At 61.3% G+C, this 22,305-nt stretch carries 19 protein-coding genes; 10 read left to right on the top strand and 9 right to left on the bottom strand.

The window, feature by feature from the left end; all coding sequences use genetic code 11:
* Window positions 1-9 precede the first annotated feature (9 nt).
* From FE840_RS04840 to FE840_RS04860, 5 genes are all read right to left on the bottom strand, one after another.
* The gene (locus FE840_RS04840) at window positions 10-1,251 is read right to left on the bottom strand and encodes an AI-2E family transporter (RefSeq protein WP_138286020.1); all 1,242 of its coding nucleotides are present in this window, start codon (window positions 1,249-1,251) and stop codon (window positions 10-12) included.
* A gap of 97 nt (window positions 1,252-1,348) precedes the next feature.
* Window positions 1,349-3,136, bottom strand: a complete 1,788-nt coding sequence (ngg, locus tag FE840_RS04845; RefSeq protein WP_138285941.1) for an N-acetylglutaminylglutamine synthetase — start codon at window positions 3,134-3,136, stop codon at window positions 1,349-1,351.
* A gap of 1 nt (window position 3,137) precedes the next feature.
* On the bottom strand, window positions 3,138-4,913 hold the full coding sequence (locus tag FE840_RS04850; protein WP_138286019.1) for an N-acetylglutaminylglutamine amidotransferase: 1,776 nt from the start codon (window positions 4,911-4,913) through the stop codon (window positions 3,138-3,140).
* Window positions 4,914-6,489: 1,576 nt separating this feature from the next.
* A complete protein-coding gene (locus tag FE840_RS04855; protein WP_138285940.1) occupies window positions 6,490-6,789 on the bottom strand; it encodes a CcdB family protein in 300 nt (99 codons plus the stop codon).
* On the bottom strand, window positions 6,789-7,025 hold the full coding sequence (locus tag FE840_RS04860; RefSeq protein WP_138285939.1) for a type II toxin-antitoxin system CcdA family antitoxin: 237 nt from the start codon (window positions 7,023-7,025) through the stop codon (window positions 6,789-6,791). The genes FE840_RS04855 and FE840_RS04860 overlap by 1 nt, the downstream gene beginning before the upstream one ends.
* A gap of 293 nt (window positions 7,026-7,318) precedes the next feature.
* Between FE840_RS04860 and FE840_RS04865 the strand changes: the two genes are divergently transcribed.
* Window positions 7,319-8,170, top strand: coding sequence for an asparaginase domain-containing protein (locus FE840_RS04865; RefSeq protein ID WP_246318851.1), 852 nt, complete (start codon window positions 7,319-7,321; stop codon window positions 8,168-8,170).
* A gap of 2 nt (window positions 8,171-8,172) precedes the next feature.
* Here FE840_RS04865 and FE840_RS04870 read toward each other — a convergent pair whose 3' ends face one another.
* From FE840_RS04870 to coxB, 3 genes are read right to left on the bottom strand one after another with little or no spacing between them, the layout of a single operon-like run.
* Window positions 8,173-8,511 carry a hypothetical protein gene (locus FE840_RS04870; protein WP_138285938.1) on the bottom strand — a complete coding sequence of 113 codons (339 nt, stop codon included), beginning with the start codon at window positions 8,509-8,511 and terminating at the stop codon, window positions 8,173-8,175.
* The gene (gene ctaD, locus FE840_RS04875) at window positions 8,508-11,015 is read right to left on the bottom strand and encodes a cytochrome c oxidase subunit I (protein ID WP_138285937.1); all 2,508 of its coding nucleotides are present in this window, start codon (window positions 11,013-11,015) and stop codon (window positions 8,508-8,510) included. Before ctaD ends, FE840_RS04870 begins: the two co-directional genes overlap by 4 nt.
* Window positions 11,012-11,692: a cytochrome c oxidase subunit II gene (gene coxB, locus FE840_RS04880; protein ID WP_246318852.1), complete on the bottom strand. Its 681-nt coding sequence runs from the start codon at window positions 11,690-11,692 to the stop codon at window positions 11,012-11,014. Before coxB ends, ctaD begins: the two co-directional genes overlap by 4 nt.
* A gap of 69 nt (window positions 11,693-11,761) precedes the next feature.
* On the opposite strand from coxB, the gene FE840_RS04885 reads away from it, so the two are divergent.
* Window positions 11,762-12,268 carry a DUF2231 domain-containing protein gene (locus FE840_RS04885; RefSeq protein WP_138285935.1) on the top strand — a complete coding sequence of 169 codons (507 nt, stop codon included), beginning with the start codon at window positions 11,762-11,764 and terminating at the stop codon, window positions 12,266-12,268.
* Here the strand turns inward: FE840_RS04885 and FE840_RS04890 are convergent.
* Complete coding sequence (locus FE840_RS04890; RefSeq protein WP_138285934.1) at window positions 12,246-12,746, bottom strand: CopD family protein; 501 nt, start codon at window positions 12,744-12,746, stop codon at window positions 12,246-12,248. The two genes, FE840_RS04885 and FE840_RS04890, sit on opposite strands and share 23 nt — an antisense overlap.
* Window positions 12,747-13,134: 388 nt before the next feature.
* Here FE840_RS04890 and FE840_RS04895 point away from each other — a divergent pair, with 388 nt between their 5' ends.
* The 8 genes from FE840_RS04895 to FE840_RS04930 all read left to right on the top strand — a co-directional run bounded on the left by FE840_RS04895 (window position 13,135) and on the right by FE840_RS04930 (window position 22,151).
* A complete protein-coding gene (locus tag FE840_RS04895; protein ID WP_171033648.1) occupies window positions 13,135-14,301 on the top strand; it encodes an FAD-dependent oxidoreductase in 1,167 nt (388 codons plus the stop codon).
* Between the two features lie 85 nt (window positions 14,302-14,386).
* Window positions 14,387-16,543: an FAD-dependent oxidoreductase gene (locus tag FE840_RS04900; RefSeq protein ID WP_138285932.1), complete on the top strand. Its 2,157-nt coding sequence runs from the start codon at window positions 14,387-14,389 to the stop codon at window positions 16,541-16,543.
* A complete protein-coding gene (locus FE840_RS04905) occupies window positions 16,540-17,145 on the top strand; it encodes a CDP-alcohol phosphatidyltransferase family protein (protein ID WP_138285931.1) in 606 nt (201 codons plus the stop codon). Before FE840_RS04900 ends, FE840_RS04905 begins: the two co-directional genes overlap by 4 nt.
* Window positions 17,146-17,239: 94 nt before the next feature.
* Complete coding sequence (locus tag FE840_RS04910; RefSeq protein WP_138285930.1) at window positions 17,240-18,436, top strand: ABC transporter substrate-binding protein; 1,197 nt, start codon at window positions 17,240-17,242, stop codon at window positions 18,434-18,436.
* Entirely contained in the window at window positions 18,436-20,142 is a 1,707-nt protein-coding gene (locus tag FE840_RS04915) for an ABC transporter permease (protein WP_138285929.1), read from the top strand. The genes FE840_RS04910 and FE840_RS04915 overlap by 1 nt, the downstream gene beginning before the upstream one ends.
* Window positions 20,139-20,804, top strand: coding sequence for an ATP-binding cassette domain-containing protein (locus FE840_RS04920; protein ID WP_138285928.1), 666 nt, complete (start codon window positions 20,139-20,141; stop codon window positions 20,802-20,804). The genes FE840_RS04915 and FE840_RS04920 overlap by 4 nt, the downstream gene beginning before the upstream one ends.
* A 72-nt stretch (window positions 20,805-20,876) precedes the next feature.
* The gene (locus tag FE840_RS04925) at window positions 20,877-21,512 is read left to right on the top strand and encodes a nucleoside/nucleotide kinase family protein (RefSeq protein ID WP_138285927.1); all 636 of its coding nucleotides are present in this window, start codon (window positions 20,877-20,879) and stop codon (window positions 21,510-21,512) included.
* 84 nt (window positions 21,513-21,596) lie between these two features.
* A complete protein-coding gene (locus tag FE840_RS04930; RefSeq protein WP_138285926.1) occupies window positions 21,597-22,151 on the top strand; it encodes a DUF4142 domain-containing protein in 555 nt (184 codons plus the stop codon).
* The last annotated feature ends 154 nt before the right edge of the window (window positions 22,152-22,305 follow it).

A 22,305-nucleotide genomic window follows, 5' to 3' on the forward strand; every position in this document is an offset into this window, starting at 1 on the left:
CCGGAGGCGTCAAGATCGTTCGCCCTGTCGGTCACTCACGATCATGGAGGCCGGTGGTGCACGTCCCACCAGTCTTGCTTCGTCTTCGTAATCGTCGTCAGCCAACCGGCTTTCGGCCATGACCTCCCCTGGCTCCATCAGTTCGATTTCGCGGATCCACTCGCGCCAGATGGAAACCATCAGTGCCATCAGCACCGGGCCGATGAAGAGCCCGAGCAGGCCCATCGTTTTGACGCCGCCGACGAGGCCGAAGAATGTCGGCAGGAAGGGCAGCTGGATGGGACCGCCAATCAGTTTCGGTCTCACGGTCTTGTCGACGATGAAGAGCTCGATCGATCCCCAGAGGAAGAGCGCCACCCCCTCGACCACCGAGCCACTGGCGACGAGATAGATCGACACCAGGGTAAAGGACAGAGGAGCCCCACCCGGTATGAGCGCCATGAAGCCGGTGATGACCCCGAGCGTTACCGGTGAGGGTACACCGGCCAGCCAATAGGCGATGCCGAGAATGATGCCTTCAGCGATTGCGATCAGCGTCATGCCGGTCACGGTCGAGCTGATCGTGGCGGGCACGATGCGGGAAATCCGGGCCCATCGGTCCGGTAGAATACGTTCGCCGAGCAGGTCGAGTTGGCGCGAAAACTTTGCGCCGTCGCGATAGACGAAGAACAGCGCGATCAGCATGAACAGGAGGCTGAGAACCAGTTGGAACGCACCATCGCCCGCCGCGATGACGGCCCGGTAGATATTGCCGATATTGGCGCCGCTGATGATCTGGATCAGTTCGCCCAGCGCGCCGGGTTCTCCGATATAGCGTGCCCAGCGCTCAGCCAGCCAGTTGCCGACACCCGGAAGGGCGGCAATCCAGTCAGGTACATCGGCGCCAACGCGATTGACCTCGATCGCCCAGCCGACCCAGAGGCGGACTTCCTCGATTGCATAGGCGATGGCGATTCCAATGGGCGTGATCAGAAACGCGAGGATGAAGATGAGCGCCAGCGTCGCGCCGATGGTCGTGTTGCCGTTGATCTGCGTCAGCAGCCGCCGGTAAAGCGGCCAACTCGCAAAGCCGATCACCAGCGCCGCTAGAACCGGCACGACGAAGCCATGGAAGAAGTAGATCGCCGCCGCAAAAACGAGGACAAGGAGCCAGCGGGCAGCGGAAATCGGTGTGATCAGCGCCGAGCGCCTCGCCGAAGCAAGCCCCAGCCACCGTGGCGCTGTCCCTGTCGTCTTGTCCTCACCCTGCATCTTGCTTGCCACCGTCCAAGGTTCACATGTGGCGAGACTTATGGGCTATTATCGGCCCGGCTGCAATCTCCGCGACCGTCGCTGACATCTCCGGGCGTCATCCTGCCGCAAGCCGCTTGGCGCCGGGAAACAGGAGGTCGATGAAACGCTCGGCCGTGGGCTGGGGTTCGTGGTTGGCGAGCCCCGGTCTTTCATTCGCTTCGATGAAGACATAGTCCGGCTGCGCCGGGTCTTTGACCATGAGATCGATGCCCACCACGGGTATGCGGATCGTCCGCGCCGCTGCGATGGCTGCCTCGACCAGATCCGGATGCACCTGTTCCGTCACGTCGTGGATCGAACCGCCGGTGTGAAGATTTGCCGCCCGCCGCACCATGATCTCGCGACCGGCTTCCAGCACATCATCAAGGCTTAGCCCCTGATCGGCAAGGCAGCGTTCCACCTCCTGATCGACGGGAATCCGGCTCTCGCCGCCCGTTGCCGCCGCGCGCCGTCGCGACTGCATCTCAATCAGGGTGGCAATTGTCGACTGGCCATCGCCCACCACATGCGGCGGTCTGCGGATGGCTGCCGCCACCAGCTTGTAGTCGATGATGACGAGCCGCAGATCCTGCCCCTCGAAGCAGGCCTCAAGCAGCACGCGGTCGCAAACCGTCCTTGCCGCGGCAATCGCCTGGTCAAGCTGGTCGGGTGTGCTGACCCCGATCGAAATCCCGCGCCCCTGTTCGCCACGCGCGGGCTTTACCACCAGCTTGTGATGGGTTTTCAGGAAATCGGCACGCGCCGCCACATCGTCATCGACGCTGATCTGGGCCGGGACCTTCACGCCGGCCTCCTCCACCATGCGCCGCGTCACGGCCTTGTCATCGCAGATCGACATGGCGACACCCGAGGTCAGATCCGTCAGGCTCTCCCGGCAATGGATCGAGCGTCCACCATGGGAGAGCCGGAAGAAGCCACCTTCTGCATCGGTGATCTCGACATGAATGCCGCGCCGCGTCGCCTCGTCGACGAGCAGCCGTGCATAGGGATTGAGAAGCTCATAGGATTTGTGCGGCATGGCGAAGAACTTCTCGTTGATCGCATTCTTGCGCTTCACCGCAAAGAAGGGCACGCGACGGAAGTTCAGCTTTTCGTAAAGGACGATGGCTGCTGCATTGTCATGCATGACCGAGAGGTCGACATAGGCAAGGCCGCGGGCATGGAAATGTTCGGCGAGCTTGCGCAACAACCGCTCGCCGATCCCGGGCTGGCGCGCCTGCGGATGCACCGCGAGGCACCAGAGCGAGGCGCCTCGTTCGGGATCGTCAAACAGCCGCTGGTGATCGATCCCGGTGACGGTTCCGATGATTTCGCCTGTCGCGTCGTCCTGCGCGACGAAATAGGTGAGTGCCCGGTTGTCGCGCTCGGAGGAGAAGAAGTCCGAGCGCACCTGAACCATGCCGCAGGCGGCATAGACCCGGTTGATCCCGTTGGCATCTTCTTCCGAGGCAAGCCGCCGGATGGTGATGCCCCGCGTTCGCCGCCCGCCCGGCCTGTAGGTCGCAAGATCCAGCCGAAACGTGTGCGACGGATCGAGGAAGATGTCCTGGGGCCCAAGCGACAGGAGGACATGCGGATCACGGACGTAAAAGGCAATGTCACGGCTCGATGGCGCCTCTTTCAGAAGCTCCGCCACCAAGGCCTCGTTGCTCTCGAAGGTCTGGGAGAAGAGGAGCCGCCCCCAGCCACAATCCAGGACGACATTGCTTGCCGGTTCGCTTGCGCCGCGCTCCCCTGACGGGTCGGGATAAGTCTGCGTATGCAGTCGCCGCAGGCGATGGGAGACTGCATTCGCCTTGCGGACGGCTTTGCGCAACACCGGTGACTTGGCCCCCTTCGTCATCTCACACCTCCTGGGTCTGCAGCCACATTTCCAGGAGACCGACCTGCCAGAGTTCAGATCCCCGAAGCGGCGTGATGTGGTCGGACGGATTGGCAAAGAGCTCATCCAGATAGGCGTGGTTGAACAGACCGCGCTCGCGGGCCTTTTGTGAGGTCAGTGTGTCGCGCAGCATGTCGAGATAGGGGCCGGCAATGTATTTGAGCTGAGGTACCGGGAAGTAGCCCTTCTTCCGGTCGATCACTTCGCTCGGGATTACCTTGCGCGCAACGTCCTTCAGGATGCCCTTGCCGCCATCCTTGAGCTTGAGTTCCGGCGGGATACGGGCGGCAAGTTCCACCAGTTCATGGTCAAGGAAAGGGACCCGCGCCTCCAGCCCCCAGGCCATGGTCATGTTGTCGACGCGTTTTACCGGATCGTCGACCAGCATGACATTGCTGTCGAGACGCAGCGCCTGGTCGACCGGCGTGTCCGCACCCGCCCGGGTCAGGTGATGCTTGAGCAGTTCAAGGCTGACATCCTCATCCGCAAGCCAGCGCGGATCAAGCTGCTTCGACAGCACCTCATGCGACCGGTCACGGAAACCTCGGGCATAATCGCCGACCACATCATTGGAACCCATCAGCGGCGGATACCAGTGATACCCGCCAAAGACTTCGTCGGCACCCTGGCCGGATTGCACCACCTTGATATGTTTCGACACCTCCTTGGAGAGGAGGTAGAAGCCGACATTGTCATAGGAAACCATCGGCTCCGACATGGCCGAAATCGTTCCGGGCAGTGCACTCATCAACTGGTCTGACGGCACGAAGATCTTGTGATGGTCGGTCCCGAAATGCTTGGCGATCAGGTCGGAATAGACGAATTCGTCGCCCTTCTCGCCATTGGCTTCCTCGAAGCCGACGGAAAAGCTCATCAGATCCGTTTGACCCGCTTCGGCCAGCAGTCCGACGATCAGGCTGGAATCGACGCCGCCCGAAAGGAGCACGCCCACCGGCACATCGGCGATCATCCGCCGCTTGACCGCAAGCCGAAGCGCATCAAGAAGCCGGTCCTGCCATTCCTCGAGCGAAGTGCCCTGATCGGCTTCCAGCCGCTGATAGGCCGGATCCCAATAGCGGCGATCCCGGAAGGTGCCATCGGCCTCATAGACACGGATCGTCGCCGGCGGCAGCTTGCGAACACCTTCGTAGATGGTGCGCGGCGGCGGCACGACAGCATGAAAGCTCATGTAGTGGTGAAGGGCTGCCCGGTCGATCGTCGTGTCGATCCCGCCGGACTGCCCGAGTGCCGGAAGCGTCGAGGCAAAGCGCAGGCTGCCGTCCACGTCGGCAAGATAGAGCGGCTTGATGCCGAAGCGATCCCGCACCATGATGACCCGACCGCTGTCGCGCTCGTGAATGACAAAGGCAAACATGCCATGCAGGCGCGAGATGCTCTCCTCGCCCCAGGCATGCCAGGCCTTGACGATGACCTCGGTGTCGCCATCGGAGAAGAAGCGATAGCCCTTGTCTTCAAGTTCCTGACGCAGTTCCCGGAAGTTATAGATGCAGCCATTGAAGACGATGGAGAGGCCGAGATCCGGGTCCAGCATCGGCTGCTGCGACTTGTCGGAAAGATCGAGAATTCTCAGTCGCCGGTGTCCCAATCCGACATTCCCGCGAACGATGACACCGGAACCATCCGGCCCCCTGGGCGATAAGACATCCGCCATTCGCGAAACAATTGACACCGACGACGGCTGCCCGTCGAACCTGACTTCACCACAAATGCCACACATGAACTTGGCCAAAACCTCCAGTTTCAAAACAAAACGTCAGGAACGGCAGTGACCGAATTCCTGACGCAGGACCACTGTAAATGCATAGGAAGAAAATTTGTTCCCTCTTTTTTGCAAATCTTCCAATTTTTTGGCCCTTCCAATCTCCAATTGTCAAAAAACCATGGCCAATGTCCGGTCGGGTTTGGCCCTCCGGTTGCGGCCATGTCGGCCTTTGTCTTTCGTCTCGGACAGGGCGCCAGAAGCAACCTATCTAAGTAGTTTATGTGGCTCCCTCCGGCGCCCTGTTCGGTGTCTTTGCCATCGCAGTGTCTCGCTGCAGAGGCGGCGGTGACGGGACGATCATTGGCGATCCTCCGTCGTCCGGGCTTGAGGGTCGGGTCCCGCCTGTCCTTGTGAGACAGGTCAAGAGCCTGGCCGGTTGGCCCGGGAGGTTCCCGCCGGATGTGCACCCCCGGCCGGACCCTCATTCCCGGGGATGTCCCTTTGATCCTTGTCGGATCTTCAGAGCTCCCCGCCGTCTTTTCATCCGGCATTGGCGCCGGACGCCTCCTTGTGTGCCTCCCAGGCACGCCCCTTCTGATCAGGCAGGAAGATCAGGAACCGGCATCCGGGCCGGTTGTCCCTTCTTCCTGGCGAAGGGAGGGAGACCGTTGCGACGCCGTTGCCTTGGACCTGCGACAGCCCTCCACCCCGGCACCGGCCCCGCCTCGCCGGACTTCGCAATGTCCGGTGTATCCGAGGGCGGAACGGCACGAGTATGAGGCAGAGAAAACGGAGGGGGATGAAAATGGGGTATGGTGATTGGAAAGATTGGGGAATTTGGAATGGTCATCCCCCAAGCGAAGGCGAAACGGGCCCATTCACCCGCAGGGATTGAGGGGAATTGAGGACGGCGCGCAATTTGATCACGAAAGTGTGATGAAGGTCTTTTCTCTCCCCTGGAGGGAGAGAATGGAATTTCAGCATCTTAGCCTCTGGCTAAGTGATAGAAATTCCCAGTGAGGGGAAGATTCCTGCCCGCCTGACCGACCCCCTCACCAACAAAATCAGAAGTTTAGCCCTGATCGGGCTAAGCCTTCTCATCGCCTTCGCGCGGCGTCGCGCTCAGGCCTCCGTTCGCTGAAATCGATTCACAGGATCGATTTCTGGCCTCTGGCCAACGCTCCGAAGCCTCTCCCTCCAGGGGAGAGGGAAGGTACCCGAAGGGCAGATGCGGGGCAAAGGCCGAAGGCGCGACGACCCATCTCCCCCTTGGCGGGGGAGAAAGCGAAATCGAGGAATTGGCCCGCTCAGGGCCAAACCTCAGATTTCGCAAGAGGGGGGCTCGGTGAGGTGATTGCCAGCATAACCGTGCCCCTCTCCTGGAAAATCTGAAGTTTAGGCGGCTTGCGCGGACCTCAAGCCTTCGATTTTCCGTCCTCCCCCGCTTGGGGGGAGGTGGGTCGTGCCAGCATGCCTCTCATCGCCTTCGCGCGGCGTCGCGCTCAGGCCTCCGTTCGCTGAAATCGATTCACCGGATCGATTTCCGGCCTTGCTCCAAGTGATGATCAGCTACGGCGTCCGCCAACGGTTGTCAAAAACCCTGGAACAGGAAATCGGTCGCAGCGGTGATCTCATCGGCGCGCGCTGAAAGATCGATAACTGTGGGGCCGATGTCTGGCACAGGCACGGTTGCAATGAACTGTGTCATCATCGCAAAGACCATGCCATCGATCTCGAAACGCGGATTGAGGCGCGGCACAAGCTTGGTTACGTCTTGAACCGGAGCCAGCGGTGCCATGACCCGCGTCGACAGGCCATCGAACAAGTCGTTCTGCAGGTCAACCGCCAGCCCGTTGTCAGGGGCGATACGATAGACACGGAATTGAGCCATCAGAACTTCCGGTACTGGGCAAGCGGTAGACCGTGTTTGGCGACATAATCATTGGACGCCTTGATCGCTTCGGCATTCTCGGTCTTCCACAGACGCTCCTTCTCGGCCTTTACCGCCCGCGCTATGCCGTCGGCCGCTGCCCGAGACAGGTCAAGTTTCAGATCACGCGCTTCCTGCAGAAGACGTTCCTCGACCGTGATGCTGTCATTGCCCTGTTTGCGTGATGTCGGTGTCATAGCCCTGCGTTCGCCTCATTTTGACGATCGGATTATGCGGCAGATATTACTGAATGAGAAGAGAGTTCATCTACCGTCTCCGGCGCGGCCATAAAGGCTCCTCGCCCACCTCACCAACCGCCTCACCGGAAAAACCTGCGACTTGAGCCCTTATCGGGCCGAGATCGCGATTTTTCATAATCGGGCTGCACCGGCGCGGGAAAAAGTGCCTCCGGAGCTGTGCCTGCCCCCATACGATTGAACTCGCATCTCCTCTCCCCTATGACAGCGCGGCGAAGTGATGAGGGTGAGGCATGGGCATGAAGCTGTTGTTGATCCATACCGGCGGGACGATCGGCATGGCGGAGACGGGCGCAGGTTTGGCGCCGAAGGCGGGTCTGGTCGAACAGGCGCTGGGGGAGCGTCTGCCGACCGATGTCGCGCTTTTCAGCCATGTCTTCGATCCGCTGCTCGATAGTGCCGATGTCGGGCCCGGTCATTGGAACCGCATGCTGGAGGTGATCCGCAGCCATGAAGGCCTGCCGGTCATCATCACCCATGGCACCGACACCATGTCCTTTACGGGGGCAGCCCTTTCCCAGGCGCTGGCGGGCGAGGGACGTTGCGTCGTGCTTTGTGGATCGATGAAGCCGCTCGGTCATGGGGCGGATGCGGAGGGCAATCTTCAGCTGGCGATTGATGCTGCCTTGTCGAATGAGCCCGGCGTGGCGCTGGCCTTTGCCGGGAAAATGATGCCCGCTGCCGGTCTCATCAAGCGTGACAGCGAGGCTGAGGATGCGTTCCGTTCCGTGCCGCAGGATCACTTGGAACCGTCGGCGCGACCTGTGTTCGACGACAGGCGGTTTGCCATCCTGACACTGTCTCCGGGTATTTCCGCCGAGTTTCTGAGGCTTGCCCTATCGTGCCTCGACGGCGCCGTTCTGCGGGTCTTCGGCTCGGGCACGGCCATGTCCGATCCGGTGGTTCTAAAGGCTCTAGAAGAGGCTGTCCGCGCCGGCAAGCGGGTGAGGGCCGTCAGCCAGTGCGAGAGGGGTGGCCTTGAACCGGGAACCTATGCCGCCGGTGCCGGGCTTTGGGCAACCGGCATCGAAAATGGCGGTCGCCAGACCCCTGAAGCAGCCCTGATCTCGATCTGGCTTGCCTGATTTCAGCAGAGTTTCAGCCAGAAAACGCCGTGAAAGGTGATCACCATGACGGCGGCAAGTGTGATCCGGACAAGCGTGCCCGGACGAAGACCAAGCGGCAAGCTGGTTTGCGGGGAGCGGGGAGGACTGTCTGGCGGCGGCAGGCGCCGGACGAACAGCGTCGCGACGACTGAAAGCATCAGAAGCGCGATCAGCGCGATCCTCAGAAACGAAGTGCCGAAGAGTGGCATCACCTGCCAGCCGAGATGACAGCCGGTTGCCTGCAGCCCGTAGATGGCGAGGAAGGCGGCGGACCAGAGCACGAAGCCGATGGTGGTCAAAAGGATCGGGATATGCCTCATGGCTGTCCTCCGATCGCAATGAGAGCTTTGAGCACCGGGACAAAGCCAAGGGCGATAACACCGACGATCGCCGTATAATCATGCCAGAGCCGGGCGATCCTGAGGTCGAGGTTGCGTTTTTGCGAGACCGCGCCGGAGAGCAATCGCATCAGCCCATGCAGGACGAAGACAAGTCCCATGGTGGAGTGAAGCGCGGCATAGCCATAGATCACGAAGATGGCGGCAATCCCGGAATGGCTGGTCGGCTGGGCAGCGACCGTCATCATCAGCAGGGCGAAACCGCCGATGGCGGCCAGATGGCCAAGCCCGGCAAGAGCGATCGCAAGCCATGTGAGGCCTTGACCCCGCTGCGCAAATCTTGCGGCGACGGCAGCCAGCGCCAGACCTAGGCTGACCACCAGCGGCAGGACATGGCCCTGGCTCGCAAGATTGGGCGGCGGCCAGTTGGGAGCAGACAGCCAGAGAAAGAAACTGCCGAAGACGAGCGATGCATAAAGCGTGGCATTGGCCGCAAGCACGAAGATCATGGCGAGATGCGATGGTGCTTTCAGGCTCTCGAAATGGGTCGGCACGGCCTCACCCCGCCCGATATCGAGCGGCCCCTCATCCTCCCTCACCTCGTTCTGCCGCGACCAGAGGAAGAAGAGGCCGGCAATGATGATGAGAAACAGCGGCGTGAAGGCATAGAGCTTGAACAGGAAGGCGGCAAAGAAGCCGGCTGTGGCAATCGCCGTGATCAGCGGCAGGAAGCTGCGTGGCGGCAGGATGACGATCTGCTCGACCCGCCCGCTGACAATGTCGACGGCCAGCGTTTCCATGCGCTCGTGGCGGACAAAGCCCAGATAGCCGTCGCCCCGTGCAAGCTTTGGCCCGAGTTCGCGCGGCTTCAGACGGTCGGCGCGCCGGTCGATGAAGGGGATGGAGGCGAAGTTATAGGCGGGGGCCGGCGTGGGCGTTGCCCATTCCAGCGTTCCCGCCTCCCAGGGATCGCGGCGGAACCTCTTGCCGAAGCGGATGAGGAGAAAGAGGTCGATGGCGAGGAGCGCGAAGCCGATGGTCATGACGAAACCGCCGACCGAGGAAACGAGGTTCAGCAATTCCCAGCCGACATTCTCCGGATAGGCATGCACGCGGCGCGGCATCCCGCGAAGGCCTGTCAGATGCATGGTGAAGAAGGTCGTGTTGAAGCCGATGAAGATCAGCCAGAAGGCGGCCTTGGACAGATGCTGGATCGGCTGCTTTCCGACGATATGCGGCAACCAGTAATAGACGGCCGCCATCATCGGGAAGATGAAGCCGCCGACCAGGACGTAATGCAGGTGGGCGACGACGAAATGGCTGTCATGGGCCTGCCAGTCGAAGGGCACCATGGCAAGCATGACGCCGGTGAGTCCGCCGAGCACGAAGACGAAGAAGAAGCCGAAGACATGCAGCATCGGCACGGTGAGCCGAGGCCGGCCATGGGCAAGCGTGCTAATCCAGGCAAAGATCTGGATGCCGGTCGGCACGGCAACCAGTGCGCTCGCCGCAGAAAAGAACGACACCGCCACATGCGGAATGCCGACCGTATACATGTGATGCACCCAGAGCCCGAAGGAGATGAAGCCCATGGCAATGAGGGCAACGACGATCAGGCCGTAATTGTCGAGCGGGCGCTGCGCCATGGTCGGGATGAGCGTCGAGAGCGCGCCCGCTGCCGGCAGGAAGATGATATAGACCTCCGGATGGCCGAAGAGCCAGAAGAGGTGCTGCCACAGAAGCGGGTCGCCACCGCGCAGCGGATCGAAGAAGGGCAGATCAAAGGCCCGCTCGAATTCCAGCAGGATCGAGCCGAGGATGAGCGGCGGAAAGCCGATCAGCATCATGAAGGCGACGACCAGTATATACCAGGCAAAGATCGGCATGCGGGTGAGCGACATGCCGGGGGCGCGGACCTTCAGGATGCTGACGGCAAGCTCGACGGCGGCCGACAGTGCCGAGATCTCGACAAAGGTGATGCCGAGCAGCCAGACATCGGCGCTCAGATCCGGCGTATAGGTGCCGGAAGTCAGCGGCGGATACATGAACCAGCCGCCATTCGGCGCAATGCCGAGGACCAGCGACAGGATCAGGAAGCTGCCGCCGAAAAGATAACACCAGTAGCCATAGGCCGACATGCGCGGGAAGGCGAGGTCGCGGGCCCCGAGCATCTTCGGCAGGAGATAGATGGCCAAGCCCTCGAAAAAGGGGATGGAGAACAGGAACATCATGATGACGCCATGCATGGTGAAGACCTGGGCATAGAGCTCGGGCCCCATGAAGGCGCTGTTTGACGAGGCAAGCTGCGTGCGGATCAGCATAGCAAGCAATCCGCCGATGGCAAAGAAGACGAGCGCGGTCGCCATGAAGCGCTTGCCGATGGTCGTGTGATTGACGGCGGCAAGCCGGTCAATGCCGCGACCGGCACCCCAGATGCGCTCCAGCTGCTTGTGCAGGCGAATGGGTGAGGGTGGTGTCATGTTCATGAGCCAGCCCCTGCGTTGGAAAGATCTTCGATGACGGCACGCCATGCGTCCGGCTCGTGTGCTTCGACGACAAAAGACATGCCGCTATGGCCGGTGCCGCAGTATTCGGCGCAGACTCCGCCGTAGGTGCCGGTCTGGTCGGCCTGGATGTTGATGGACGGCGAATGGCCAGGGGTCGCATCGAGCTTGCCGCCCAGGCGGGGAACCCAGAAGCTGTGAATGACATCGCGGCTCAGCGTCGTGACCTCGACCACGCGACCGACCGGGATGTGAAGCACATTGAGGCTGGTCACGCCGCTGTCCGGGTCCGGATAATGGAAGCGCCATTGCCACATCTGCCCCTCGGCGGTCACCCGGATCGGCTCTTCGCCGGCCTCGCTGTTGCCGATCAGCACCTCGCCTTCCATGGCGCTGTAGAGAACGAGCAGGAAAAGGACGGGCAGCGGAAAGAACAGACCGCCGCCGACCGTCAGCGTCCGGGGGGAGATGCCGTTCAGCAATCGGGGCCGAAACAGCGCAAGACCGAAAAGCACCATCACCAGCAGGAAGATCGCCGCTGCGCCGGCCAGCATCACCCACCACAGCCTGGCGATCGCTGCCGAAAACGGCCCCTGCGGGTCAAGCGCCGAAAGATCGCCGCTGCAGCCGGTGAGAAGCAGCAGGGGAAAGGCAGTCACGGCAAAAGAGAACCGGCGATGGAACCGCACTGCGTTGAGCGCGATTAGCCTGCAAAAAGGAGACAGGCCATGGCAGACGCCCAAAGCGAACCCAATCCGGTGATCGAGAAACTGGAGGAGAAGGACAAGACTTCGGCGATTGCCGTGGCCGGTCATCCGCTTCATGCGATGAGCGTGCATTTCCCGATCGCCCTTGTATTCGGAACGCTGGCGGTCGATGTCTTCTATTGGTGGACGGCGGACTCTTTCTGGCTGCGCGTCGGCCTCTGGACCTCGGGCGTTGCCTTCTTTGCCGGTCTTGCGGCAGGGGTCGTCGGCACGTTCGAACTGCTGCTCGTTGCCGGCATCCGGGCGCGGGTGGCGAGTTGGGCCCATGCGATCGCGGCCATCATGCTGATTTCCGTGGCCGGCGCCAATTGGGGCTTGCGGATCGGCATCGGTCCGGAAGAGGCCGTCCTGCCGCATGGAATGCTTCTCTCCTGCCTGGCAGCGGTTCTGACCGGCGTGGCGGGTTGGCATGGCGGCAAACTGATCTTCGATCATGGCATTGGCCTCATGGTATCGTCCAAGGACTGAGATCGGAGATGATCCGCTTCAATCCGCCGGGCTCCGACAGGATCTCAGGCAGGACAAGCGGGATGTCGGGCTTGGCAAGCACAAGGGTCAGGATGGCGATCACGACGAAGACCGAGATGATCGTCACCAGCACGAAGCGCCAGACGGGATAGACCTCGCCCTCGTTGAACAGGCGGATGATGACGAGGCCGGTCAGCACATGCAGCATGGCGAGCACCGCCACGAAAGCGAGCTTCATCGAGAACCAGCCGGAAAAGACGTCCTGTGCAAAGCTCAGCGCGATCCCGCTTGCCACCGCTGTAAAAGCGGCGGGCGAGACGATGGTGACATAAGCGAAGCGGACGCTTTTCTGCAGCCTGTAGAGGGCCTGCTTGTCGCGCACGCTGGCGCGCTGGACATAAAGCCCTGGGAGACCGATCACGCCGGCTGCCCAAAGCGCAATCGCGGCCACATGCAGGAACTTAAGCCCAGCGATCATCGGCTCGACTCATCACAGATGCGATGTCGATTGAAGCCTGCCGGAGCGCGACATGTCTTGCGCGTCCCTGTCCCTCTGGTGAAATGTGCCTCTGCCATGCCTTGCGCCAACGGGCCAGGATAGACTTTGTTCCACCATCGACAGTTCGCGCTTGCGGGTTAAATCGTTGATGTCGGTCGCTCCTCTCCTGATCGTGAAGGCGGACAGCCATTCAAGGTTTGACAGCAGTTGGATCGGGGCAGAGTTTGCGACCGGATCGATGGATCGCTATCAATGCAACAAGCGGATTGCGGTAAACGGCGATCCTTGAGGGGGTTAGGTTGGAAAACGTGCTGAAATCGTCGCGCGGGGGCAGGGACTGGGGCGGAGACTGGGCCGGGGACTGGGCTTGAGCGCCGCGACCGAGAAGCATCTCCTGCTGGTCGGCGCTGGCCACGCCCATCTCTTCGTACTGGAGCGCCTTGCGAACCTTCCCCACATGCGCCCGAAGGTGACGGTGATTTCGCCGGATGTGTTTCAGTATTATTCGGGCATGCTGCCGGGCTGGCTGGCTGGCCATTACGCGACCGGGGATATCCGCCTGAACGTTCAAGCACTCGCTGAAGCCGCAGGCGCGCAGTTCATCGCTGATCGGGTCGTGGCCATCGATGCGGACAGAAAGATGGTCCGGCTGTCGTCCGGTGCCGAGATCACGGCGGATGTGCTCTCTTTCGATATCGGCAGCGAGACGGAGAAAGACAGTCTCAAAGCCTGCGGAGACCTTTTGCTGCCGGTCAAACCACTGGAGCGCTTCCAGGAGGAGTGGCATGCTGCGGTAGAGAGAGCCGTGCAAGCCGGTCGGCTGCGTCTCGTCGTGGTCGGTGGTGGTGCGGCCGGCGTCGAGCTCGCCATGGCAGCCCAACATGCCCTGAAGGACAAGGTGGCCGAACTCTCGGTCTCGCTGGTGACGGGGAAGAACGGTTACCTGAAGGGCCATGTCGCAGGCGTACACCGGCGTGTACGCAACAATCTCGAAAGACTGTCGATCGAGGTTCTGCCGCATCGTGCCGAAGGCAGTGCGAGAGGTGTCATGCTCGATGACGGTCGGGAAATCACGGCGGATGTGGTCATCGCCGCAACGGGTGCGCGTTCGCCGGAACTGACCTGGACATCGGGGCTGTCACTGGATGATGCGGGCTTCATCAAGGTTGGCCCCACCCATCAAAGCGTCTCGCATGTCGATATCTTTGCTGCCGGTGACATCTCAGGGCGCTCTGATCCCCGCATCCAGAAATCCGGCGTTCATGCCGTGCGCGCCGGCCCGGTCCTCGCCCATAATCTTCTGGTGGCTCTCGGGGTTATCGATCAGCCGCTGAAGGCTTATGAGCCGCGCAACCATGTGCTCTATCTTCTGGCCTGCGGCGAGAAATATGCCGTGGCCTCATGGGGCTGGTTCCATGTCGAGGGTCGCTGGGTCTGGACATGGAAGGACTGGATCGACCGCCGCTTCATCACGCGGTTCTCACGATCTCTTGTCTGTAATAAAGCGCAGACCATGGCCGACGAACGGGCATGAGCAAAAAAGCCAGAGGAAAATCCATGCCAGTCCGCAATGAAGATCATGCGCTTCAAAGGCCAACTGCCGGACGGGGAGAGGTACGATGAACCGCAAAACGCTGATTGCACTGGTCCTTTTGGCTGTGATCCTTGTTGCTGGCGCAGCCCTTGGCGGTCGTTTCGGTCTTGAGGATCTGCGCGAGAACCTTGCGATGTTTGGCGCATGGATGGAATCAGCACCGCTTATCACGGTAAGCCTCTTCTTTGTCGTCTATGTCGCGGTCACGGCCCTTTCGCTACCTTTCGCCTCCCTGATGACGCTCGCTGCCGGTGCGCTTTTCGGGCTTGTCTACGGGACGATCCTCGTCTCCTTCGCTTCGAGCCTCGGGGCAACGCTCGCCTTCCTCGCTGCCCGCTATCTGCTGCGCGACAGCGTCGCGGCCCGTTTCGGCGACAGGCTGAGCGCGATCAACGAGGGCATGGCACGCGACGGCGGCTTCTACCTGTTTTCGCTGCGGCTGATCCCGGTCGTACCCTTCTTCGTCGTCAATCTTTTGATGGGTCTGACCAGCATTCGTGCTTCGACCTTCTACTGGGTGAGCCAGCTTGCCATGTTTCCGGCAACGATAGTCTATGTGAATGCCGGAACGCAGCTTTCGCAGATCTCCGACCCGTCCGACATCCTGTCTCCCGGCCTGATCGGCTCGTTTGTGCTGCTGGCGCTGTTCCCCTGGATCGCCAAGCTGGCACTGACTGCCTGGAAGAAGCAGAAGCTCTATAGCCGCTGGCCGAAGCCGAAGAGCTTCGACCGAAATCTGATCGTCATCGGTGCCGGCGCTGCCGGTCTGGTCAGCACCTATATCGCCGCTGCCGTAAAGGCGAAGGTGACGCTGGTCGAGGCCCACAAGATGGGCGGCGACTGCCTGAATTACGGCTGCGTGCCGAGCAAGGCCTTGATCAAGAGTGCCAAGCTTGCCCAGCAGATGCGCAATGCCGACAATTACGGGCTGCACAAGGCAAAACCAGAGTTCAGCTTTCGCGCAGTGATGGCGCGTGTCCATGACATCATCGCGAAGATCGAGCCGAATGATAGCGTTGAGCGCTACACGAAACTCGGGGCCGAAGTGCTTGAGGGCTATGCCCGCATCATCGACCCCTGGACCGTGGAAATCACGTTTCCAGACGGGACCAAGCGCCGCCTGACCACGCGCGCCATCATCATCGCAACGGGTGCTGCACCCTTTGTACCGCCGCTGCCGGGCATTGAAGAGAGCGGATACCTGACCTCCGACACGCTTTGGGAGCATTTTGCCAAGCTCGACGAGCCGCCGAAGCGCATGGTGGTTCTAGGCGGTGGGCCGATTGGCTCGGAACTCGCCCAGGCCTTTGCCAGGCTCGGCTCCGATGTGAGCCAGATCGAGATGGGTCCACGTATTCTGGCCCGCGAAGACGAAGATGTGTCTGCCCTTGCGAAGACCATGCTGGAGGCTGACGGCGTCAAGGTGATGACCGGACACAAGGCCCTGTCGGTGGGGCTCGACACGGACGGCACCCGCTTCATCCTCGTCGAGCACCAAGGCGTCGAAAGCCGCGTCCCCTTCGATGCACTGGTCTGCGCGGTTGGCCGCTCTGCCCGGCTGAAGGGCTTCGGTCTGGAGGAACTGGGCATTCCCGTTCATCGTACGGTCGACACCAACGCCTATCTGGAAACGATATTCCCCAACATATTGGCCGCCGGTGACGTGGCCGGCCCTTACCAGTTCACCCACACGGCCTCGCATCAGGCCTGGTATGCCTCGGTCAACGCGCTTTTCGGCATTCTGCGCAAGTTCAAGGCCGATTACCGCGTCATTCCCTGGACGACCTTCATTGATCCGGAAGTGGCGCGGGTGGGATTGAGCGAGCAGGAGGCGAAGGAGCAGAAGATCCCTTACGAGGTATCACGCTTCGAAATGCATGAGCTTGACCGAGCAATTGCCGACAGCGCCACCAAGGGCTTCATCAAGGTGCTCACCGTGCCGGGCAAGGACAAGATCCTCGGCGTCACCATTGTCGGCGAGCATGCGGGTGATCTGCTCGCCGAATATGTGCTGGCGATGAAGCATGGGTTGGGGCTCAACAAGATCCTCGGCACCATCCACACCTATCCGACCATGGCCGAAGCCAACAAATATGTGGCTGGTGCCTGGAAGCGCGCCCATGTTTCGCCACGCGCGCTGGCCTTCCTAGAATCGTTCCACGGCTGGAGACGCGGTGCATGATCGACCGGCTTATCCTGCCCTATCAGAAAAAGGCGCTGGCGCCGCTGGCTGGCTGGCTGGCAGAGAAAGGCGTCAAGGCCGACCAGCTTTCCATAGCCGGCTTTGTGATCGGGCTTGCGGCGCTCCCGGCAATTGCCACGGGCAATTTTTTGCTGGGCCTTCTGCTGATCGGTCTGAACCGGCTGTTCGATGGGCTGGATGGGGCCGTGGCCCGGCTGACCACACCGACGGATCGCGGCGCATTTCTCGATATTACGCTCGACTTCTTCTTCTATGCCACCGTGCCGCTCGCCTTTGCGCTTTACGATCCGGTCGAGAACGCGCTCGCCGCAGCCATCCTGATCACCGCCTTTGTCGGGACGGGGTCGAGTTTCCTCGCCTTTGCCACCATTGCGGCCAAGCGTGGCTTGAGCGCTGATGCCTATCCGGCCAAGGGGCTCTATTACCTCGGCGGCTTGACGGAAGGGGCCGAAACCATCGCCATTTTCGCGGCCATGTGCATCTGGCCGACACTCTTTCCAATCCTTGCCGGCCTCTTCGCCGTATTGTGTTTTGTCACGACGCTGACGCGCTGGCATCAGGGTTGGAAGAGCTTTTCCTGACGATGCTCTCGTCTGCGACTGTAAGGACCAACGCCGACCGGCGACGAAGAACCGCAATATCTGTTTGAAGAACGTGAAGACATTGGGAGTTTCCATGCGATCCATAGCCTTGCTTGCCTCCATCGGACTGGCGCTGTCTGCAACCTCGGCACTGGCCGCAGATACATGGGAAGACACGCTTGCCAAAGCCCGCGGACAGACCGTCTACTGGAATGCCTGGGGCGGGGACGACCGTACCAATGCCTTCATCGCCTGGGTGGGTGAAGAGACCGAGAAGCGCTACGGCGTTTCCGTCGAGCAGGTGAAGTTGAGCGATACGGCTGAGGCCGTGACCCGGGTTCTCGCTGAAAAGGCTGCCGGAAAGACCGAAGGCGGCTCGGTCGATCTCATCTGGATCAATGGCCCGAACTTCCTGTCGATGAAGGAGAACGGCCTGCTGCATGGTCCCTTTGTCGAGGGTCTGCCGAATGCCCGCTATCTCGATCTGTCGCCCGCCTCTGCCGCTTCGGTCGACTTTACCGTCCCGGTCGAGGGTCTTGAATCGCCCTGGCGTCTGGCGAAGTTCGTCTTCAACTATGATTCCGCCCGCGTATCCGAACCGCCACGCTCCATGCCGGCACTGCTTGACTGGGCCAAGGCCAATCCGGGTCGTTTCACCCATCCGCAGGTGTCCAACTTCATGGGCGCGACATTCCTGAAGCAGGCGCTGGTGGAACTGACACCGGATGCGAGCGTGCTGCAACAGCCGGCAACCGACGAGAATTTCGAAGCGGCAACCGCGCCGCTCTGGGCCTGGTATGATGCCTTGCGCCCGAACCTCTGGCAGCAGGGCCAGACCTATCCCGAAAGCCCGGCGATCCAGCAGAGGCTGCTGAACGATGCCGAGATCGATTTCACCATGTCGTTCGATCCGGCAAGTGCCGCTGCCGCGATTGCTGAAGGGGATCTTCCGGAAACGGTCAGAACCTACACGACGGATATCGGCGCCATCGGCAATATCAGCTTCGTCGCCATCCCCTTCAACGCGGCCAACCGCGAAGGCGCGGAAGTCGTCGCCAATTTCCTGCTGGAGCCGGAAACCCAGGCGCGCGCCCAGGATATCACGGTTCTGGGCAGCTTTTCGGTGCTCGACGAGACCAAGCTGAGCGACGAACAGAAGGCGCTCTTTACCGCCTTGCCCACCTCCGAGGCGCTGCCGACCAATGAGGAGCTCGGCAAGACGCTTCTCGAACCCCACGCCTCCTGGATGACGCGGCTCACGGAAGAATGGGCACGGCGTTACACCAACTGATGACAGCACAGAGGCAAATCCTCGGCAGAGCGGCGATCCTCGTGGTCGCCGTTTTCCTTCTCGTGCCGATCCTTGTCGGTTTCTACGAGACGGCGCTGCCGGCGATCGGCCTCCTGCCGGCGATTGGCGCCGATCACCTCAGTTTCGAGCCGATCCGCAAGCTGTTGGCCATTCCCGGCATCGAGACCAGCGTCAGGCTGAGCCTCGTCACCGGCTTTGCCGCAACCTTCCTGTCGCTTCTGTTGGCGATTTCCTTCTGCGCCGCGCTGCATGGGCGGATCGGGCTTGGCCGTGCCGGTCGCTGGCTGTCGCCGCTTCTGGCAGCACCCCATGCGGCCATGGCGCTGGGCATCGCCTTCCTGATTGCTCCGTCCGGCTGGTTTTCAAGACTGGTTGCCGAATATCTGACGGGTGCCACGATCCCGCCGCAGCTGATGACGGTCAATGACCCGATGGGGCTGGCGCTGATTGGCGGGCTGCTGGTCAAGGAAGTGCCGTTCTTCCTGCTGGTCATTGCCGCAGCGCTGAACCAGATCGCGGTTGCCCAGCAGCTCGCGATCGGCCGCAGCCTCGGTTATGGTCGTGGCGTCGTCTGGATCAAGGTCATCTTCCCGCAGGTCTATGCCCAGATCCGCCTGCCCGTCTATGCCGTGCTCGCCTTCTCGCTCTCCGTCGTCGATGTGGCGATGATCCTCGGACCCTCCAATCCGCCGGTTCTTTCGGTCGTGGCGACAAGGCTGTTCCAGGCGGCCAATATCGACATGCTGCTGCCAGCCTCTGCCGCGGCCATGCTGCAGACCCTGCTGGTGGTGCTTGGCATCGGGATCTGGTGGATCGGCGAAAGACTGTTGGCTGCGGTCGCGCGTGCCGTGCTGCGTCGCGGCGGGCGCGGCGTCGGCAGCGAACCGCTGATCCGGCTGGGAGCCGGGCTTTCGCTGCTTCTGCTTGGCTCCGGTTTCCTGGCGCTATTCTCCCTGCTGGTCTGGTCCTTTACCTTTCGCTGGCCTTTCACCGAAGCGCTGCCGAGTGTCTGGACAGGGGCCAACTGGTCGCTCACTTCCTCCGGATGGCTGACACCCTTCCTGAACACGGTCACGCTTGGGGTGAGTGCGACGCTCCTCTCGCTCGCCCTCGCCATCCTCTGGCTTGAAGGGGAGGACCGCAGCGGCCGGCGCGTTGGCGGCATTACCTCTTCGCTTCTCTATCTGCCGCTGCTGGTTCCACAGATCGGCTTTCTCTACGGGCTGCAGCTGGTTTTCCTGAGGCTGGACCTGGACGGCACCTGGCATGCCGTTCTCTGGGGTCACGTCCTCTTTGTCTTCCCTTATGTGATGCTTGCACTCTCCGATCCATGGCGTGCTATGGACCGCCGCTATCTGCGGGCGGCCGCAGCCCTCGGGTCCTCGCCGACCCGCGTTCTCCTCGTCGTCAAGCTGCCGATCCTGCTGCGTCCGCTGATGGTGGCGGCAGCCATCGGTTTTTCGGTGAGCGTCGCACAATATCTCCCGACCCTCTTCATCGGCGCCGGTCGGGTGACCACGCTGACCACGGAAGCCGTGGCGCTGTCGTCCAGCGGCGACCGCCGGGTGGTGGGTGTCTATGCTACATTGCAGGCTATGCTTCCCATGCTGATCTATAGCCTCGCGTTCATCCTGCCGCGTATCGTCTATGCAGACCGGCGCGCCTTGAAGGGAGATCCCGCATGAAGCCCCTGATCCTCAAGCACGTGACGATTTGCCTAGCAGGTGGCAAGGCCCCCCTGATCAAGGACCTCGACCTCACGGTTGAACCGGGCGAAGTGGTAACGATCATGGGCCGCAGCGGAATTGGCAAATCGACCCTGCTCGCCTTTATCGGCGGGCATCTCGACGGTGCATTCGAGGCAAACGGGCAGGTGCTGATCGGCGAAGAAGACCTGACTGCACGCGCGCCGGAAAAGCGGCGGATCGGGTTGCTCTTCCAGGATGATCTGCTCTTTCCGCATCTGTCCGTCGGCGACAATCTCGCTTTCGGTCTGGTGCGCCATGTCAAAGGCAAGGCCGAACGGCAAGGCCGGGTGGAGGAAGCGCTCGAACGGGCCGGCCTTTCGGGTTTTGCCAATCGAGATCCGGCAACGCTTTCCGGTGGCCAGCGCGCGCGCGTTGCCCTGATGCGGACCTTGCTTGCCGAGCCCATGGCACTGCTTCTCGACGAGCCCTTTTCCAAGCTCGACAACGGATTGCGCGATGATGTGCGCCAGTTCGTCTTTGCCCATGCGCGGGAAGAAGGGTTGCCGGTGCTGATGGTGACCCATGACGAAGGCGACGCCGTGGCCGCCGGCGGCCGGGTGATTAAGCTTGCCGCTTCGCTCAACCCTGCGGCTGTTTGAGTTTTCGTCCAACTGGCGTATGGAAGCCTCCGTAGATTTGAACGGACCCTCAGCGACCGGGGAAGGCAGACCATGGCGAACCTGATCGACAATGCGGTGCAGCTTGCCGACCACATTCTTTCGCTCGATCCTAATCGGCGGCTTATGATCGCGATTGCCGGCGCCCCCGGTTCCGGCAAGTCAACGCTGGCCGACCATCTGGTGGAAGAGCTCAATCGCCGAGAAACCGATCTTGCTGCGGTTTTTCCGATGGATGGATTTCACCTGGACGATGCAGTCCTGAAAGAGAAGGGGCGACTGCCCTACAAGGGGGCAATCGACACCTTTGATGCCCATGGCCTTCGCCATATCCTGCAGCGGCTCAGGGACAATGTCGAAGATGTGGTCGCCGTGCCGGTATTTGATCGGGATCTGGAAATCTCGCGTGCAGGTGGGCGCCTCATCCCGCAATCGACCCGCATCATCGTCTGCGAAGGCATCTATCTGCTGATGCAGCAGCCCCCCTGGGATCGCTTGAAGCCGCTCTTTGACCTGACCGTCTTTGTCCATGTCGACGAGGCGGAACTCGCGCGAAGGCTCAAAGCCCGCTGGGTGCATTTCGGTCTTGATGAGGATGGCATACGTCACAAGCTCGACGGCAACGATTTACCAAATGGACGAGCAATCATTACAGGAAGCGCAGAACCGGATATTCGTATCGAGAACTGACAATCCGAAGTCGGAAATCAAGCGCTTCGGGAACGCAATGGCGTGGCAGGCGTTGGACGATAGGTCCAACGATTGGAGGTCGAAATGTTTCGGAGGCTTGTGGCCGCTCTAGTAATCTGCATCCCTGCGGGCGGTGTCCTAGCGCAGCAGCTGACACCTCTGCAGCAGGTGCCAATGCCGGCGGACCAGACCGCTCCTTCCGCAGGTGAGGCTCCAAGCCCGAGTGCCTTTGTAGAACAGGCGTCCGGCTCCAATCTCGTCGCCATCGTCTCGTCTGAGCTTGCCTTGCGCAAGTCTCAGGACCCGGCCATTCGCAGCTTTGCCGAAACCATGGTCTCCTATCACAAGACGGCTCAGAGGCAGCTGAAGACCTCGGCGGGGGCCGACAATGTCGACTTCCTGCCTTTCTTGAATTCAGACCAGGAAGCGGAGATCAACGCGCTAAACAATGCAGCCGGTAACCAGTTTGATCAGACCTATCTCGACCTGCAGCTTGTGGCGCAACAGCGTGCGGTGGGCCTGCTCGGCGCCTATGCGGCCAATGGGCCGGACGGCAACCTGAAGGTCTATGCCCAGGCGCTTTACCCGAAAGTCAGAACAGACCTTGCCAAGGTCCAGGAATTGAAGGCGCTTTACTGACGCTTCAGGCGACAGAGACAAGCCCTGGGGGGAACCGAGTGAGGCCTCGGGGATTAGGGACCAGGACGCAAACCAGCGGAGACCAAACGACTGTCTGCTCCTTGCCGATCGTCGGCAAGGGCGAGGGGGCAGTCTTGTCTGGAAAGTGGGTGCG

Source organism: Peteryoungia desertarenae, from assembly GCF_005860795.2.
Classification (GTDB): Bacteria; Pseudomonadota; Alphaproteobacteria; order Rhizobiales; family Rhizobiaceae; genus Allorhizobium; species Allorhizobium desertarenae.